Source organism: Janthinobacterium salmonicoloratum (assembly GCF_051380845.1).
In the GTDB taxonomy this organism is placed as follows: domain Bacteria; phylum Pseudomonadota; class Gammaproteobacteria; order Burkholderiales; family Burkholderiaceae_D; genus Janthinobacterium; species Janthinobacterium lividum_F.
Genome location: NZ_JBNYXV010000002.1, coordinates 532,293 through 548,341, shown reverse-complemented (window position 1 = coordinate 548,341; position 16,049 = coordinate 532,293). Strand labels below are relative to the sequence as shown.

16 protein-coding genes are annotated in these 16,049 nt (G+C 62.1%); 5 read left to right on the top strand and 11 right to left on the bottom strand.

What is annotated here, in order from left to right; translation table 11 throughout:
• Nucleotides 1-163 precede the first annotated feature (163 nt).
• Nucleotides 164-817 (top strand): PEP-CTERM sorting domain-containing protein, encoded by a 654-nt coding sequence (locus ACQ4WY_RS15645; protein WP_436504839.1) that lies wholly within the window; start codon nt 164-166, stop codon nt 815-817.
• Here ACQ4WY_RS15645 and ACQ4WY_RS15640 read toward each other — a convergent pair.
• The 7 genes from ACQ4WY_RS15640 to ACQ4WY_RS15610 all read right to left on the bottom strand — a co-directional run bounded on the left by ACQ4WY_RS15640 (nt 774) and on the right by ACQ4WY_RS15610 (nt 8,390).
• Nucleotides 774-1,817: a histone deacetylase family protein gene (locus ACQ4WY_RS15640; protein ID WP_436504838.1), complete on the bottom strand. Its 1,044-nt coding sequence runs from the start codon at nt 1,815-1,817 to the stop codon at nt 774-776. The genes ACQ4WY_RS15645 and ACQ4WY_RS15640 overlap by 44 nt on opposite strands.
• A 28-nt stretch (nt 1,818-1,845) precedes the next feature.
• Complete coding sequence (gene gshA / locus ACQ4WY_RS15635; protein WP_436504837.1) at nt 1,846-3,459, bottom strand: glutamate--cysteine ligase; 1,614 nt, start codon at nt 3,457-3,459, stop codon at nt 1,846-1,848.
• Nucleotides 3,460-3,674: 215 nt separating this feature from the next.
• Complete coding sequence (gene prmC / locus ACQ4WY_RS15630) at nt 3,675-4,505, bottom strand: peptide chain release factor N(5)-glutamine methyltransferase (RefSeq protein WP_436504836.1); 831 nt, start codon at nt 4,503-4,505, stop codon at nt 3,675-3,677.
• Between the two features lie 11 nt (nt 4,506-4,516).
• Nucleotides 4,517-4,987, bottom strand: a complete 471-nt coding sequence (locus tag ACQ4WY_RS15625) for a disulfide bond formation protein B (protein WP_353659323.1) — start codon at nt 4,985-4,987, stop codon at nt 4,517-4,519.
• A gap of 185 nt (nt 4,988-5,172) precedes the next feature.
• Nucleotides 5,173-6,249 (bottom strand): peptide chain release factor 1, encoded by a 1,077-nt coding sequence (prfA, locus tag ACQ4WY_RS15620; RefSeq protein WP_436504835.1) that lies wholly within the window; start codon nt 6,247-6,249, stop codon nt 5,173-5,175.
• Nucleotides 6,250-6,344: 95 nt separating this feature from the next.
• Nucleotides 6,345-7,619 carry a glutamyl-tRNA reductase gene (gene hemA / locus ACQ4WY_RS15615; RefSeq protein WP_353659321.1) on the bottom strand — a complete coding sequence of 425 codons (1,275 nt, stop codon included), beginning with the start codon at nt 7,617-7,619 and terminating at the stop codon, nt 6,345-6,347.
• A gap of 81 nt (nt 7,620-7,700) precedes the next feature.
• Nucleotides 7,701-8,390 (bottom strand): response regulator transcription factor, encoded by a 690-nt coding sequence (locus tag ACQ4WY_RS15610; RefSeq protein ID WP_353659320.1) that lies wholly within the window; start codon nt 8,388-8,390, stop codon nt 7,701-7,703.
• Between the two features lie 168 nt (nt 8,391-8,558).
• Between ACQ4WY_RS15610 and ACQ4WY_RS15605 the strand changes: the two genes are divergently transcribed.
• Nucleotides 8,559-9,062 (top strand): hypothetical protein, encoded by a 504-nt coding sequence (locus tag ACQ4WY_RS15605; RefSeq protein ID WP_353659319.1) that lies wholly within the window; start codon nt 8,559-8,561, stop codon nt 9,060-9,062.
• A gap of 3 nt (nt 9,063-9,065) precedes the next feature.
• On the opposite strand, the gene minE is transcribed toward ACQ4WY_RS15605, so the two are convergent.
• The 4 genes from minE to ACQ4WY_RS15585 all read right to left on the bottom strand — a co-directional run bounded on the left by minE (nt 9,066) and on the right by ACQ4WY_RS15585 (nt 12,957).
• On the bottom strand, nt 9,066-9,317 hold the full coding sequence (minE, locus tag ACQ4WY_RS15600; RefSeq protein ID WP_034752886.1) for a cell division topological specificity factor MinE: 252 nt from the start codon (nt 9,315-9,317) through the stop codon (nt 9,066-9,068).
• Nucleotide 9,318: 1 nt separating this feature from the next.
• Nucleotides 9,319-10,134 carry a septum site-determining protein MinD gene (gene minD, locus ACQ4WY_RS15595; RefSeq protein WP_034783730.1) on the bottom strand — a complete coding sequence of 272 codons (816 nt, stop codon included), beginning with the start codon at nt 10,132-10,134 and terminating at the stop codon, nt 9,319-9,321.
• 37 nt (nt 10,135-10,171) lie between these two features.
• Nucleotides 10,172-10,921: a septum site-determining protein MinC gene (gene minC / locus ACQ4WY_RS15590; protein WP_046682062.1), complete on the bottom strand. Its 750-nt coding sequence runs from the start codon at nt 10,919-10,921 to the stop codon at nt 10,172-10,174.
• A 224-nt stretch (nt 10,922-11,145) separates the two neighbouring features.
• Entirely contained in the window at nt 11,146-12,957 is a 1,812-nt protein-coding gene (locus ACQ4WY_RS15585) for a 5-methyltetrahydropteroyltriglutamate--homocysteine S-methyltransferase (protein ID WP_436504834.1), read from the bottom strand.
• Nucleotides 12,958-13,075: 118 nt separating this feature from the next.
• Here ACQ4WY_RS15585 and ACQ4WY_RS15580 point away from each other — a divergent pair, with 118 nt between their 5' ends.
• The 3 genes from ACQ4WY_RS15580 (at nt 13,076) to ACQ4WY_RS15570 (ending at nt 15,991) form a co-directional block, all read left to right on the top strand.
• The gene (locus ACQ4WY_RS15580; protein ID WP_436504833.1) at nt 13,076-13,984 is read left to right on the top strand and encodes a LysR family transcriptional regulator; all 909 of its coding nucleotides are present in this window, start codon (nt 13,076-13,078) and stop codon (nt 13,982-13,984) included.
• Nucleotides 13,985-14,113: 129 nt separating this feature from the next.
• Nucleotides 14,114-14,599 (top strand): phasin family protein, encoded by a 486-nt coding sequence (locus ACQ4WY_RS15575; RefSeq protein WP_436504832.1) that lies wholly within the window; start codon nt 14,114-14,116, stop codon nt 14,597-14,599.
• 213 nt (nt 14,600-14,812) lie between these two features.
• Nucleotides 14,813-15,991 (top strand): acetyl-CoA C-acetyltransferase, encoded by a 1,179-nt coding sequence (locus ACQ4WY_RS15570; protein WP_035823614.1) that lies wholly within the window; start codon nt 14,813-14,815, stop codon nt 15,989-15,991.
• Nucleotides 15,992-16,049 lie beyond the last annotated feature (58 nt).

Sequence of the window (16,049 nt, the reverse complement as noted above, 5' to 3'; positions counted from 1 at the left end):
TTCAAAACCGTAGCGCACGCTTTTTCATACTTTCTTCGCCCATTGTTTATTATCATATTTATATTTACTTATGATAATATTAACGTGGCATCATGCCGTCAGATGTGATTGGCACATCTCCCTGAAGCGCCTTTATGGTGCTTTGCAAAAATATGAGGAAACCATGAAAAAGAACCTGTTGTGCGCCATGCTACTTGTCGCTGGAATATCTGCTGCCCATGCGCAGCCGACGACGTGGGATTTTACCTATCAAGGCTTTGTCAACGCGGCTACTGGCGTATTCGATTCCGATGCGACGTTCCATGGTAGCTTTAGCGGGGAGGACAGAAATGCGGACAGCGTGATTACAGTTGATGAGCTGAGCTATTTCCTCACCCAGGGTCACCTGTTTTTGCCTTTCCGGATAGGCCAATATGGATGCAATGCTTCCTCCTACCTCCGGTGTGAAGTCAACAATTTCAGTTATACGCTGGAAGGTAAACTGAACTATGCAACCAAGACTGATGGCCATGATGAAGGTCCGAACTCCTGGTATAGCCAGGCCGTTATCGGCAGTTACTTCCTCAAAGGTGGGGGAAATTATTGGAAGGGAACACAATGGGAAAATCGTTATAACTGGTCCGACCAGACGACCTTCACGATTTCCCCGGCGCCCGTTCCTGAGCCAACGGTCGCGTTGATGCTGCCCGCCGGCCTGGCACTCATGTACCTTGCGCGGGTACGCCGCCGTAAGACTTCTACTGAAGCAGGGCTTACCGGTTTGAGCGTCGCCTCTATTCAGCCGTCTCGAAACCTTCGAGGACGTTCACCACATTGATGCCGATTTCCTTCACCGCATAGCCGCCTTCGAGGATGAAGGCGGTGGGCAAATTCAAATGCGCGAGGCGCTCGCCCACGCGCAGGTAGTCCCCGCTTTGCAGGGAGAAGTGCGACAGCGGGTCGCCGGCGAAAGTATCCACACCGAGCGAGACCACCAGCGCGTCGGGCGCGTACATATTGATGCGCAGGCAGGCCGTTTCCAGCGCGGCGAACCAGCTGGCTGTGGACGTGCCGGCCGGCAGCGGCAGGTTGACGTTGTAGCCGAGCCCCGCGCCGCTGCCCGTTTCATCGGCGTGGCCGAGGTAAAACGGATATTCGCTGCGCGGGTCGGCGTGCAGGGAGGTGAACAGCACGTCGTCGCGCGCATAAAAGATGCTCTGGGTGCCGTTGCCGTGGTGGTAATCGATATCGAGGATGGCGACCTTGCGGGCGCCGTCGTCGAGCAGATGCTGCGCGGCCAGGGCAGCGTTGTTGAGAAAACAGTAGCCGCCAAAGAAATCGCTGCCCGCGTGGTGGCCCGGCGGGCGCGTCAGGGCAAACGTGGCCCGCTCTCCCAGGCGCAGCGCGTGGGCCGCGTTGACGGCGCAGTCGGCGCCTGTCTTGGCCGCCGTCCACGTGCCGGCCGTCAGCGGCGTGCCATTGTCCATCGAGTACAGGCCCAGCTTGGCCGTGAAGTCGTCCGGTTCTATGTCACTACGCAAGGTGCGCACGGGCCACACGGATGGCAGTGCGTCCTTGCCCGCATTGGCGGGGTCGAGCGCCAGCCAGTCGTGCCAGGCGTGGCGCAAAAAATGCAGGTAGCGCGGCGTGTGGATGCGTTCCAGTGACGTCAGCGGCACGCCGTGCGGCGTGACGATGCGGCCCAGGTTGCGCCGCCCCAGTTCGGCCACCACCATGTCGGCCCGCTTGGGCGTCTCGAAGCAGGGCACCATGGTGCCGCGAAACATCTCGAAGCGGCCCCGGTGCTGGCTGTGCAATTCATTGTAGAAGGTCAGCATGGGGCGCCAGGCAGAAAGTCAGGCAGGATCAGGTGTGCGAACACAGGGTGCTGGCGCGGTAGGCGGCGACGAAATCGTCGAAGCTGCCGGCGGGCGCCGCTTCCATGGCGCGCTGCTCGGCCAGCGAGCTGGCGGCCATCGCGTCGAAATACGCGCTTTGTTCCTTGGTTGCCGGATGCGTGCGGAAATAGGCGGCGTGGCGTTCGCTCTGGCGCAGGCCGAAGGCGGCAAACGAGCCGCCATTGGCGCGCAGCTCGGCCAATACCTTTGCCGATGGCGTCGCATCCGGGTCAGCCAGCTTGGCAGCCTGCGCCGCCAGGCTGTCCGCGTGCTGCGTGCCGCCTTGGCGCGCCGCGTTGCGAGAGTCGAGCAAGGCCGCCACGGGGGCGATGCGCGCCAGCAATTCCTCGCCCCAGGCCTGCAGGGTGATTTCTTCGCCGTCGCGGCGCAGGGTCAAGCCCGGCTTGCGGCCTTCCTTGACGGTACGCGCGAAATTGTTCGTGTAGCAGGCGCTTTGCTCGGCCGAGATGGGACCGCTGTCGTCGAGCGCGCAGAACAGCAAGAACGCGTCGAGGAAGCGGCCCGTTTCCAGGCTGATGCCCACCGGTTCGAACGGATCGACATCCATGCAGCGCACTTCGATGTATTGCACGCCGCGCAGGCACAGGGCCTGGATTGGGCGCTCGCCCGTGCGGATCACGCGTTTCGGGCGGATGGTCGAATAGTATTCATTTTCGATCTGCAGCACGTTGGTGGACAACTGGATCCACTCGCCATCCTTTTTCGTGCCCAGCGCTTCGTACGGCGGATACGGGTCGTTGACGGCGTGCGTGAGCGCGTTGACGTAGTCTTCCAGGCTGTTTTCGTGCGGGCGCAGGCCGGACTGGGCATCGTTCTGGTAACCGAGGTCGCTCATGCGCAGGCTGGTGGCGTACGGCAGGAACAAGGTGTCGTCGGACAAGGTGTCGAGCTTGTGCGCGCGGCCGCGCAGGAAACCGGCGGACAGGGCCGGCGAAGCGCCGAACAGGTACATCAGCAGCCAGCTGTAGCGGCGGAAATTGCGGATCGTCGCCAGGTAGCTTTCCGACTGCACGTCTTTCGGCGTGGCCGCCGCGTGTGTCGGGCTGGCGCTGGTGTCCGGGTTGCTGGCCAGCACTTGCCACAACTGCTCGTCGAGCGAATAGTTGTAATGGATGCCGGCGATGCATTGCATGGCTTTGCCGTAACGCAAGGCCAGGCCGCGCCGGTAGACGTGCTTGAGCATGCCCATGTTCGAGCTGCCGTAGTTGGCAATCTCGATTTCCGCTTCGGGCGGCAGCTGGCATGGCATCGACTGGCTCCACAGCAACTCGTCGCCGAGGCGGCTGTAGGCGTGGCGGTGCACGGTGTCGAGCTTGTCGAGCGTGACGCCGATGTCCTGTTCGGCCGGGGTGATGAATTCGAGCAGCGCTTCGGCGTAATCGGTGGTGATTTCAGGGTGCGTCAGCGCCGAGCCCAGGGCGGCGGGGTGGGGCGTGGAAGCCAGATGGCCGGCATGGTCGACGCGCAGGGTTTCACGCTCGATGCCGCGCAAGCCGCCCAGCAGCGCGCGGTTGGCATCTTCGGTCAGCAATGCCAGGCGGCGAGTCAACAGGTTGGGCAATTTGAGCTTCCTTTCTTGTGCAGCATATAAATAATTTGTGCTGAGATTAACCGAATTTTGGCAAATGCGTCGGCGCCGGCCCAAAAAACGCCGCGTCGCCAGCGTCCGCCCCGCGCAAGGGGGACGGCGCTTCGGTCAGGAATTCGCTTGATATTTTAACAAACTGCGGGGGATCTGGCGCGCCGCCGGGTCAAGCTTTGCGCAGCTTGTCGTGCTCAGCCGAGGCGGGCGCCGCTGACGCGCTCGATGCCGGCCAGGTCACGCCAGCTTTGCACTTTGCTGTAGCCGGCGTCGGCCAGCAAGCCGCGCACGGATGCCGCTTGGTCGTAGCCGTGTTCCATCAGCAACCAGGCGCCTGACGCCAGGTGGCGCGCGGCGCCGGACACGATGGTGCGCAGGGCCGACAGGCCATCCGCATGGTCGGTCAGCGCGCCCGTGGGCTCAAAGCGCAAATCGCCCTCGGCCAGGTGGCGGTCGCCGCTGGCGATGTAGGGGGGATTCGAGACGATCAGGTCAAACTTTTCCGTGCCCAGCGCTTCGAACCAGTCGCTGGCCATGAAGGTGATGTTGACGCCGTTGGCGCTGGCGTTGCGGCGCGCCACGGCCAGCGCCGTGCTGCTCACATCCAGGGCCGTGACGACGGCGTCGGGCCGCGTGTGCGCCAGCGCGACGGCGATGGCGCCGCTGCCTGTGCCCATGTCGAGCACCCGTCCGCCGGGCGGCAGGCGCTCGAGCGCCAGTTCGACCAGCACTTCCGTGTCGGGGCGGGGGATCAGCACGGCGTCGTTGACTTCGAACGGCAGGCCGAAAAATTCGCGCTGGCCGACGATGTAGGCGATCGGCTCGCCTTGCAGGCGGCGCGCCAGCAAGCTTGACAGGCGGTCGGCTTCGTCGGAAGTGAGCACACGCTCCGATTGCGTGATCAGCGAGACGCGCGACAGGCCCAGCGCGTGGCCCAGCAGGATGCGGTTGTCGAGCGGGTCGAGCAGCGGACGGATTTGCAGGGCGCCGACAGTGCTGCCGGCGGGGATCAGTGTTTCTGACATGGTGCTTTCAATTATTTCTGACGGCGCAGCAAAGTCCACAGCAGGCCGACGCTAAAAATGGCAAACCAGATGAACGCCCATTGCGGAATCGACAGGCCGAAAAACGGCTCGCCGGCGTTTTCGCAGGCGCCATAGGATTCAAACATGAAGGGCATGACTTGCGCCGTGAAAATCTTGTTCAGCGTCGTTTCCACCGGGTCGATGCCGCACGAGAAGCCGGGGTTGGCCAGCACGTACAAATGCTTGGCGCCCACGCCCAGGCCGCCCAGGGCCGCCAGCAAGCCGACGCTCGCGCCGATTTTCGGACGGTTGGCCGCCGCGCCAGCCAGGCAGGCGATGCCGATGGCGAGGAACAGGTAGCGCTGGATCACGCACAGCGGGCACGGCGCCATGTTCATGGCATGCTGCAAATACATGGCCACGCCCAGCATCAGGAAACACAGGGCGGCGATCGACAGGAGGACGGTGCGTGAATTTTTCATGGGCGACACGGTGAGGTGAATGGAATCGAGCTGGTCATTTTCGCACAAGGCAGGTTTTTTATTGCTTAGCCGCTACTTAAACCCTTGATCTGGCTGGACGCTTTAAAAAGTGTTCAGGGCAAGGCGCAGCGCCGCAGGCAGTACGAATGGTCGGCCAGGCGATGCAACGCCGCCATGGACGCTTTTTAATCGCCCAGCGCGGCTAAAAGCTCGGCCTGGTGCTCAGCCGCCAGCGCATTCGTCAAGTCCGTCAAATCCCCATCCATGATGAAGTCGAGCTTATACAAGGTCAAATTGATGCGGTGGTCCGTCAGGCGGCCTTGCGGGAAATTATAAGTACGGATGCGCTCGCTGCGGTCGCCCGAGCCGATCAGGCTCTTGCGGGTGGCCGCTTCCTTCGACTGCTGTTCGCGCAATTGCACGTCCTTGATGCGCGCGGCCAGCACTTTCATCGCCTGCGCCTTGTTCTTGTGCTGGCTGCGGTCGTCCTGGCATTCCACCACGATGCCGGTCGGCAAGTGGGTGATGCGCACGGCGGAATCCGTCTTGTTGATGTGCTGTCCGCCCGCGCCCGAGGCGCGGTAGGTGTCGATGCGCAGGTCGGCCGGATTGATGTTGACGTCTTCCACTTCATCCGCTTCCGGCATCACGGCCACCGTGCAGGCGGAGGTGTGGATGCGGCCTTGCGTTTCCGTGGCCGGCACGCGCTGCACGCGGTGGCCGCCCGACTCGAATTTCAGTTTCGAGTACGCGCCATTGCCAACGACGCGCACGATCACCTCGCGGTAGCCGCCCAGGTCGGAATCGGACGACGACACCAGTTCCACTTGCCAGCGGTTGCGCTCGGCAAAGCGCGTGTACATGCGCAGCAGGTCGCCGGCGAACAGGGCTGATTCATCGCCGCCCGTGCCGGCGCGAATTTCCAGGAAGATATTGCGCTCGTCATTGACATCCTTCGGCAGCAGCATGGTCTGCAATTCGCGCTCCAGCTGCACCATGGTGGCTTTCGCCGCTTCAATTTCTTCCTGGGCGAATTCCTTCATGTCCGAGTCGGACAGCATCTCTTGCGCCGTGGTGATGTCGTTGCCCGCTTCCAGGTAGGAACGGTACAGGGCCACCAGCGGGCCCAGTTCGGCGTGCTCGCGCGTCATCTTGCGGTAGCTGTCCATGTTCGACGTGGCGTCCGGATGCATCAGCAGTTCGTCGAGTTCGACCAGGCGGTTCGCCAGTTGATCGAGTTTGGCCAGCATGGATGGTTTCATAGCGATTCGCGGTAAAAGTGTGTAGGGATGGTGCGGGTCCTGCAAGCCCGGCAGGCGGGCAGGGGGCGGCCGCGCGGGCGGCCAGCGGGGCTGCGCTAACGGCGGGGGCGGAACAGTTTTGGCAGCAGGGTGACCAGCTGCTTGCGCTCGTCGCCTTGCGCGTGGTGCAGCGCCTGCTGCGGGCCGTGCAGGAACTTGGCCGTCAAGCCTTTCGACAGCGCCTCAAGGACGGCGTCGATGTCGGCGCCCTTGGCCAGCATCTTGCGCGCCCGCTCCACTTCCATCAGGCGCAGCGCTTCGCTGTTTTCATGCAAATGCTGGATGACGGGCACCATGGCGCGGTCGTCGACCCAGCTCATGAACGATTGCACGCGCGTCTCGATGATAGCTTCGGCTTGCGCCACGGCAGCTTGCCGGCTTTCCAGGCCCGTTTGCACGACCTTGCCCAGGTCGTCGACCGTGTACAGGAAGACGTCGTTCAGGCGGCCCACTTCCGCTTCGATGTCGCGCGGCACGGCCAGGTCGACCATGAACATGGGCTTGTGGCGGCGTGCCTTGATGGCGCGTTCGACCAGACCCAGGCCCAGCAGCGGCAAGGACGACGCCGTGCACGAGATGACGATGTCGAACTGGTGCAGTTGCTCCGGCAAGTCCGCCAAGCGGATGGCCTTGCCGTTGAAGCGGTGCGCCAGCTCTTCGCCCCGCTCCATGGTGCGGTTGGCAATGGTGATGCTTTTCGGGTTTTGCGCCGCAAAGTGCGTGGCGCACAATTCAATCATTTCGCCGGCGCCGATGAACAGCACGTTCTGCTCGGCGATCTTGTCGAAGATGCGCTGCGACAGGCGCACGGCGGCGGCCGCCATGGAAACGCTGTGGGCGCCGATTTCCGTGCTGCTGCGCACTTCCTTGGCCACGGAAAAGCTACGCTGGAACAACTGGTGCAGATACGTGCCCAGGCCGCCTGCCTCGTCGGCCGTGCGGATGGCGTCCTTGATCTGGCCCAGGATCTGCGTTTCGCCCAGCACCATCGAGTCCAGCCCGGAGGCGACGCGGAAGGTGTGGCGCACGGCATCGTGCTGCGGCAACATATACAGATGGGGGCGCAGCTCGCTGTAGTTGAGCTTGTGATAATCGGCCAGGAAATGCGCGCCCGCGTCGAGCGGATTCGGTACGTGGCTGGCCGCATACAGCTCGGTGCGGTTGCACGTCGAGAGGATGGCCGCTTCATCGTTGTCGCGCAAGTCGATGCGCTGGAACCAGGTGCGCGCCGCCACCACCGCCTGGCCCAAGTGCTCAGGCGCAAACGCCAGCTGTTCGCGGAGCGACACTGGGGCGGTGGTATGGTTGAGGCCGACGGCGAGCAGTTGCATTTCAGGGCTGTTGGGATGACTTATGCCGACATTATAACGCTTTGTGCCCGCGCTTTGAGCAGGTCAGCCGTTTGCCGCCCTTCACCCGCCCAGTTTTTCCAGGCGATAACCATAACTGTAGACAGGCACGAGGCGGTAGCCGTGTTCCGGTTTCAGCTGCAGCTTGTTGCGCACGCGCGAAACGTGGGTGTCCATGGTGCGCGAAGGCAGGGCCGTGTCGCGCTGCCACACGGCTTCGTGGATATAGGCGCGCGACAGGGGACGGCCCAGGTTGCGGAAAAACAGCAGCGCGAGGGCGAATTCCTTGTGCGTCACGTCCAGCACTTCGCCATCGCGCAACAGGCGTCCGGGGCGGGTTTCAAACGTGTAATGACCGAATTGCAAGTATTCGGCGCCATTCTGGGCCGGGTATGCCACGCGCAGCAGCGCCTGGGTGCGCAAGGCCAGTTCGCTGCGCCGCAGGGGCTTGATCATGTAGTCGTCGGCGCCCGCCGTCATGCCCGCTACCACGTCGTCTTCGCCGGAACTGTTGGTCATAAACAACACGGGCGCCTTCGGCGCCAGTTTTTCCCGGGCACGACGCAAGACTTCCGCGCCGTCCAGATCGCTCACATGCCAGTCGAGGATGAGCATGTCGCAACTGTCCTTGCGCAGTTGCCCCAGCATTTCCTTGGCACTCTGAAACTCGTGGCAAGCGTGGCCGGCGGCGGTGAGCACCTGGCAGATCAGTTCTGCCTGGCTATGGTCGCTATCGAGTACGGCAATTCGCATAATGGGCTGGAGTGTGTAGCAACAAACAGACGGTCCGCTCTGCTTATCGTAATGTTAAGGAATGCTCAAATGAAATATAACAGAGATTGCAACTGTGTCCAGTGAAATCGGCAGCTCAGCCCTTTACGTTACACTTGTTCATCTACCCCTTACTGCGGAGAAACGGCCATGCCAGACAAGAGCACTACCGATTGGACCCTGATACCGGCCAGTCGTGCCGAAATCGAGCAAGTGCGCGAGCGTTGCCGGCGCCTGGTGCAGCGGCGTGCCGTGATGTCGGCAGGCGCCTCGGCCATTCCCATTCCCGGCATCGACCTGATGTCCGACGTGGGCCTGTTTTCCATGCTGATCAACGATATCAACCACGAATTCGGCCTCACGCCCGAGCAGATCGAGCGTCTCAACCCGCAGTTCAAGATGATGGCCTACCGCGCGGCGGTGGGCATGGGCGGCATGCTGGTAGGGAAGCTGGTGTCGCGCGAACTGATCCTCCACCTGCTCAAGCGCAGTGGGGTCAAGATTGCCACCAAGCAGGTGGCGCGCTTCGTGCCGTTTGCCGGCCAGGCGGTGGCGGCAGCCATCGGCTACGCCGTGTTCCGCCAGATCGGCAACCAGCACGTGAACGCCTGCGCCGCGGTGGCGCAGGAATTGCTCACGGTGAGGCCGGAGTAGACCTTACGCGTCCGGCAGCACCACGTTGACGTCGAGGACTTCCAGGTTGCCCTGGCGGTCCAGCGAGATCTTGATGTCGTCGGCATTGACCTTGGTGTACTTGGAAATGACGGCGATCAATTCCTTGTGCAGGGCGGGCAGGAAGTCCGGACCATCGCGTCCGCTGCGTTCGCGGGCGATGATGATCTGCAGGCGTTCCTTGGCCGCGGTGGCCGTCTTCGGCTTGGGGGGGAACAGGAAAGAAAGCAAGGCCATATCACTTCGCCCCAAAAATGCGCTGGAGTAATCCAGGCTTTTCATAGTTGGTAAAGCGCAACTCGACATCTTCGCCGAGGAAACGCGAGACCACGTCTTCATAGGCTTGCGCCACGTCCGTGCCCGTGAAATGGATGGCCGGATTGCCCTGGTTCGAGGCGGCCAGCACTTGCTCCGACTCCGGAATGATGCCCACCAGCGGGATGCGCAGGATTTCCTGCACGTCCTGGTAGGACAGCATTTCATCCGATTCCACGCGTTTCGGCGAGTAGCGGGTAATCAGCAAATGTTCCTTGACCGGCTCGCCGCCCGTCTGCGCGCGGCGCGACTTGGCTTGCAGGATGCCCAGGATGCGGTCCGAATCGCGCACCGACGACACTTCCGGGTTGGTGACGATGATGGCTTCGTCGGCAAACGTCAGCGCCATCAGCGCGCCATGCTCGATGCCGGCTGGCGAATCGCAGATGATGAACTCGAAACCCATGTTGATCAGGTCGTTCAACACGCGTTCCACGCCTTCTTCCGACAAGGCATCCTTGTCGCGCGTCTGAGAGGCAGGCAGGATGAACAGGTTGTCGCAGTGCTTGTCCTTGATCAGGGCCTGGTTCAGCGTTGCTTCCTTGTTGATCACATTGATCAGGTCGTAGACGACGCGGCGCTCGCAACCCATGATCAGGTCGAGGTTACGCAGGCCCACGTCGAAGTCGAGCACGGCTGTCTTGTGGCCGCGCATGGCCAGGCCAGTGGAAAAACTGGCGCTAGAGGTCGTCTTGCCGACACCGCCCTTGCCGGACGTCACAACAATAATTCTTGCCACAAATAATCCTTTTCAGATATCTCTTGAATTGTGCAGCTTAAGAGCGGTTCACGGGAGTGACCGGATTGACAGAGTGTATATCGATTCTGTCTCCAGCCAAACGAATTTGCGCGGGTCCGCGCGCCATTTCTGCGGGGAAACCATCCTCGAACGTGCGGTACACGCCGGCGATCGAGACCAGTTCCGGTTCCATGGCCAGTGCGAAGATGCGCGCCTGGGCATTGCCCGAGGCGCCCGCCAGCGCGCGGCCGTACAGCGAGGAATACACGTGGATGCTGCCGTCGGCGATGATTTCGGCGCCATTGTTGACGACAGCGGTGATGATCAGGTCGCAGCCGCGCGCATAAATGCGCTGGCCGGCCCGCACGGGCGTGTCGATTACCATCACCTGTGCGTCGGCGCCCGCCTGGGCGGCGGCCGTGGGCGTATCCTTGGGACCATCCTTGGGCGGCGCATCGTCGCGCGTCTTGCCGCTGTCGAGGCTCAAGCCTTGCGCCAGGATGGCGTCATGCATGTCGGCCGGCGCATTGCGCACGGCGACGGCATTCAAGCGGTATTTTTTCAGCAGGGCCACGAGGGCGGCCCAGTCGATGGGCACGCTGCCGGGCGGCAAGGCCGCCACGTCCAGCACGGCCAGGTCGTCCTCGAAAAAGTCCGCCACGCCTCCCGTCATGTCACGCAAGGCGGCATCGAGTGCCTGCGTATCGGCGCTATGCATAATGGCAGAGACAGCAACGACGGTGGAAATCTTGATTTCGATAGGCTTCTGCGACGGGCTTTTGGACATAAACATTTATCAAAGTGAAACTGCGGCAGGCCAGATGTTCCGTACGGCAACAATGGGAGCAGTAAATTTCTTGCATTCTACTGCAAAAAAATCAGCATCAGGGGCCCGGCGCGTGCTATTCCGCAGGGCAACACCTACTTCATGTCAAAAAAAACGGGCGGCGCCCCGGAAAACCGCTGCGCCGCCCCGAAAGCAGCCGAGAATGCGGCTTGAGTACGCCTATGTCAGCAAGCTGCCCGCATCTGCTGAGCCGCCGCGAGCATATTTTTTAAGGCCGCTTCCGTTTCCGCCCAGCCCCGCGTCTTCAGGCCGCAGTCGAGGTTGACCCGTAAATGGGCTGGCGGAATCACGGCGATGCGGAAGGCGCGCGTGGCCCAGTCCAGGTAGGCATCCCACTGGCCGCGGCGCAGCGGCAGGCCTTCGCGAATGGCCGGTTCGTCGATCTGGATGCTGCCGATGCCGGCCGTTTCCAGGTCTGCCACCTCGTCGCGGATGGCCAGGGCCAGTTGCAGCGCCGTGGTGGCGCGCGGCTGGTCGTCGCGCACAAACGACCACTGCAAGATCGTTACCGGGCCCGTCAGCATGCCCTTCATCGGTTCATTCGTCGGGCTTTGCGCATGGACCGACGACTCGACGGTCATGGCGGCCGGGCGCTGCACGTCGCCGTAGATGACGGGCGGCTTGACGCAGCGCGAGCCGTACGATTGCACCCAGCCCAGGCGCGTGAAGATAAAACCGTCCAATTGCTCGCCGAAGTATTCGACCATGTCGTTGCGTTCCGCTTCGCCATGCACGAGCACGTCCAGGCCCTGCGCTTCCTGGCGCTGCGTCACTTGCGGACGGTGCACGCGGAGGCTGGTACGGCGGCTGGCAATAGCCAGGCGGGACATGGCCAATGCGGCCAGTGCGGCGTCATCGGGATGGCCCTCGAGCGCGCCCTTGAGGACGGCGATCTCCGACAGTTTCTCCGTGGCAAACGCCAGCCAGGTCTTGATTTCCCCATCGAGGTCCGTTTCCGCTTCCAGGCTGAACGGCACGTGCAGCAGCGAGCAAGACGGCGCCAGCCACAGGTGGCCGTTGCGTTTGGCCGCCAGCGGCTGCAGCAGGGCCAGGGCCGCGTCGAGGTCGGTGCGCCAGATATTGCGGCCGTCGACGATGCCGATCGACAAGACTTTATGCGCGGGCAGCCAGTCCGTCACGCTGATCAGCTCATGTGGCGCGCGGATGCCGTCGACATGCAGGCCGGCCACGGGCAGGCGGCAGCTCAGGCTGAGGTTTTCTTCCAGCGGCGAGAAATACGTGGCCAGCAGGATATTCACGCCCACCTGGTTCAGCTGCCAATACGTGCTTTCAAAGGCGCTGCGCCACGCGTTAGGCAAGTCCAGGCCCAGGATCGGTTCGTCGACCTGCACCCACGTCACGCCTTGCTGCTTCAGGCGGTCGAGCAGGGCGCCATAGACGGGCAGCAATTGTTCCAGCAGGGCCAGGCGCTCGAAGCCCGGTGTCTTTTCCTTGCCCAGCCAGAGGAAGGTGAGGGGGCCGATCAGGGCCGCCTTGACCTGGTGGCCGAGCGCCTGCGCTTCGGCCACTTCCGCCAGCAGACGCTCGCAGGCAAGCGAAAACCGGGTCTGCGGCGACAATTCGGGCACCAGGTAATGGTAATTGGTGTCAAACCATTTGCTCATTTCCAGCGCGGCAGTGTCTGCGGCGTGTGCTGCGTGCGTGTCTGCGCCGCGCGCCATCGTGAAATAGCGCGACAGGGGCGACTGCTGTGGCGCGAAGTTGAAACGCGCCGGTTCGCACCCCAGTAGCTGGATATGGTTGGCCACCTGGTCGTAAAAGGCGAAGTCGCCCACGGTAACGTAGTCGAGCCCGGCGTCGCATTGCAGCGCCCAGTGGCGCGCCCGCAGTTGCTGGCCCGTCTCTTCCAGGGCCGCCTCGGACAGCTCGCCGCGCCAGTGGCGTTCCAGCGCATGCTTAAGCTCGCGGTCCAGGCCGATACGGGGAAAGCCAAGGGTGTGGGTGCGCACGGTCATGATGTCATCGAGATTTAATGTGAATGCGCTAGAGTGTGCGGCAACTTGATCTATAATCAAAACGAAACATTTTGCCGAATAACATGAAAATAATTCACGTACATCCTTTCCTTTCCCGATGCTAGAAATCCGTCACCTGCGCACCTTGAGTGCCCTGCGTTCCTCCGGCAGCCTGGTGCGCGCCGCGCAGCTGCTCAACCTGACCCAGTCGGCCCTGTCGCACCAGATCCGTTTGCTGGAAGAGCGCTACAAGGCGCCCTTGTTCGAGCGCAAGTCGATGCCGATCGCGTTTACGGCCACGGGCAGCCGGCTACTGGAGCTGGCCGACAAGCTGCTGCCCGAGATCGAGCTGGCCGAGCGCGACGTGGCGCGCCTGTCGCAGGGCGACAAGGGGCAGTTGCGGGTGGCGCTCGAATGCCATACCTGCTTCGACTGGCTGATGCCCGTGATGGATGCCTTCCGCCAGCGCTGGCCGGAAGTGGAGATCGACCTGGTGTCGGGCTTTCACAGCGAGCCGGCGGACTTGCTGCGCTCGGGCGAGGCGGATCTCGTGATCGGTTCGCCATATGGTCCTGACTTCACCGTGTTTCCCCTGTTCCGCTTTGAAATGCTGGTGGTGATGGCGCAGAAGCACCGGCTGCAGGCGCAGCGCCGGCTCGCGGCGGCCGACTTTACGGGCGAGACCCTGATCACCTATCCCGTGCCGGAAGAGCGCATCGACCTGATCCGCGAAGTGCTGCGGCCGGCCGGCATCGTCTTCGAGCGCCGCACGGCCGAACTGACCGTGGCCGTGCTGCAGCTGGTGGCGAGCCGGCGCGGCATCGCCGCCTTGCCGAACTGGGCCATCAAGAATTACGTCGATTACGATTATGTGGTGGCGCGCCCGGTGGGTGAGCACGGCCTGTGGAGCGATTTGTACGTGTCCGTGCCCGAGCATCTGCAGGACAAGGCGTATGTGCGCGATTTCGTCAGCGTGATACGCGAGCAGTGCGCGGCCTCGCTCGACGGTATCAAATTATTGTCCTGATGAGTGTTGTATTGAAAACATACCAATAGGAAAGATTGATAAATATCAAGGTTCAGCAATGAACTATCGCTTACAGTTGAGCACTGTGCGGCGCAACATGGCGCCGTCTACTCTTTGGAGAGAAACGACATGTTTTCATTTTCCGAACAATGGGCACTGGCCGGCAAGGCCGTGCTGGAAGCGCAATTGAACAGCGCGCAAGCGTATGTCCAGGCCGCAGTTGAAAGCGGTGCCAGCGTGCTGGACTTGCAGATCGATGCGGCCCGCACGGCGCTGGCCGCCGCTACGGTGGCGGGCAATCAACTGCTGTCCGTGAAGGATACGCAAGCGCTGCTGCAACTGTCGCGCACGCAGTCGCAACTGGCCATCGAACGCATCGGTGCATATGGCCGCCAGGCAAAGGATGTTGCTCAAGAAACGCAGGAGAAATTCGATACTGTGACAAAGGGTGAGTTTGCTGCATCGCGTCAAAAATTTGGCGAGCTGGTGCAAGTGGTAAAGCAAACGCCTGTGCCCCTGATTATTCCCTTCAATAATTTTCTAAAAACCACTTTCGGCGTCGCCGATGAAGGGTATGATAAAAATAAAAACACGCGTCCTGCTCGCCAGGCATAAGCGTGTTACGGCCCGGCAGCGGCTATCCGCCGCGCCAGGCCGCCCGTCGCCACCGCAAGCAGGCTGTCATCGCCGCCGCCTGCGGTGCGGTGCTGGAACTGCGGCACATGCCGCGCTAGAATGAAACACAGCTTGCCGTGTCTTCCCGGATTCACATTGGATTGTATTAACACCTTGACCCTGGCCCTCGTGGCCTGCATATCGGAGAAATAAATGGATGATGTCGTAATCGTGGCCGCCGGCCGTACCGCAGTCGGCAAATTCGGTGGCAGCCTGGCCAAGATTCCTGCGTCCGAACTGGGCGCGCATGTAATCAAGGGCTTGCTGGCACAAACCGGCATCGACCCGAACCTGATCGGCGAAGCGATCCTGGGCCAGGTGCTGACGGCTGCCGTCGGCCAGAACGCCGCGCGCCAGGCCGTCATCAAGGCTGGCCTGCCAAGCTCCATCCCGGCATTTACCATCAACAAGGTATGCGGCAGCGGCCTGAAGGCCACGCATCTGGCGGCGCAAGCGATCAAGTGCGGCGACGCCAATATCATCATCGCCGGTGGCCAGGAAAACATGAGCGCCTCGCCGCACGCAATGAACGGCTCGCGCGACGGTTTCCGCATGGGCGACTTCAAGATGATCGACACCATGATCGTCGACGGCTTGTGGGACGTGTATAACCAGTACCACATGGGCATCACGGCGGAAAACGTCGCCAAGAAATACGAAGTGACGCGCGCCGAGCAGGATGAATTCGCGCTGCAGTCGCAACTGAAGGCGGAAGCGGCGCAAAAAGCGGGCAAGTTCAAGGATGAAATCCTGCCGCTGGAAATCGCCAACAAAAAAGGCACCGTGGTCTTCGACAGCGACGAATACATCAAGCCTGGCTCGACCCTGGAATCGCTGTCCGGCCTGCGCCCCGCGTTTGCCAAGGACGGTACGGTTACCGCCGGCAACGCCTCGGGCCTGAACGATGGCGCCGCCGCCGTGATCATGATGTCCGCTTCGCAAGCGAAGGAACTGGGCTTGAAGCCGCTGGCGCGCATCAAAGCTTACGCTTCGTCGGGTCTGGACCCGGCCGTCATGGGCATGGGCCCTGTCTCCGCATCGCGTCTGTGCCTGAAAAAAGCCGGCTGGACGCATGAAGAACTGGACCTGATGGAGATCAACGAAGCGTTTGCCGCGCAAGCGATTGCCGTCAACAAGGAAATGGGCTGGGATACCAGCAAGATCAACGTGAACGGCGGCGCGATTGCCATCGGCCACCCGATCGGCGCGTCCGGCGCGCGCATCCTGGTCACCCTGATCCACGAAATGATACGCCGCGACGCCAAGAAAGGCTTGGCAGCACTGTGCATCGGCGGCGGCATGGGCGTTGCATTGGCGATCGAGCGCGATTAAGTAGCTTGCACCGCACCCAAGCTACTGCGCGGCGCGCTTTGCGGCCTGCGATGCTCAC